This window comes from Mycobacterium sp. UM_Kg1 (assembly GCF_000972925.1).
Taxonomy (GTDB): domain Bacteria; phylum Actinomycetota; class Actinomycetes; order Mycobacteriales; family Mycobacteriaceae; genus Mycobacterium; species Mycobacterium hiberniae.
The window spans coordinates 1-207 of sequence record NZ_JRMK01000410.1 but is presented as its reverse complement, the minus strand read 5'-3'; the positions used below and the strand labels follow the sequence as shown (position 1 = coordinate 207).

The window sequence follows — 207 nt, the reverse complement described above, 5'->3', positions numbered from 1 at the left end:
CGACAGGATCTGCTGCGACGCAGCTTCCTGCTGCTCGTAGTGGTTGGCGTCGCGGATCAGACCGTCGCGCACACCGTGCAGCATGTTCACGATGTTGCGGAACGCGGTCTGCATCTGCCCCATGGTGTCCATCGACGTCCGCTCCGCCAGACCACCCCAGCCGGCACCCGAGATGTTGGTCGACGACGCCCACATCCGGCGAGCCTC

1 protein-coding gene is annotated in these 207 nt (G+C 65.7%); it reads right to left on the bottom strand.

Annotated features, from left to right (window positions below; genetic code table 11):
* Nucleotides 1–207 (bottom strand): WXG100 family type VII secretion target (locus LI92_RS21750; protein WP_052740893.1); only part of this gene is annotated, 207 nt, incomplete at both ends.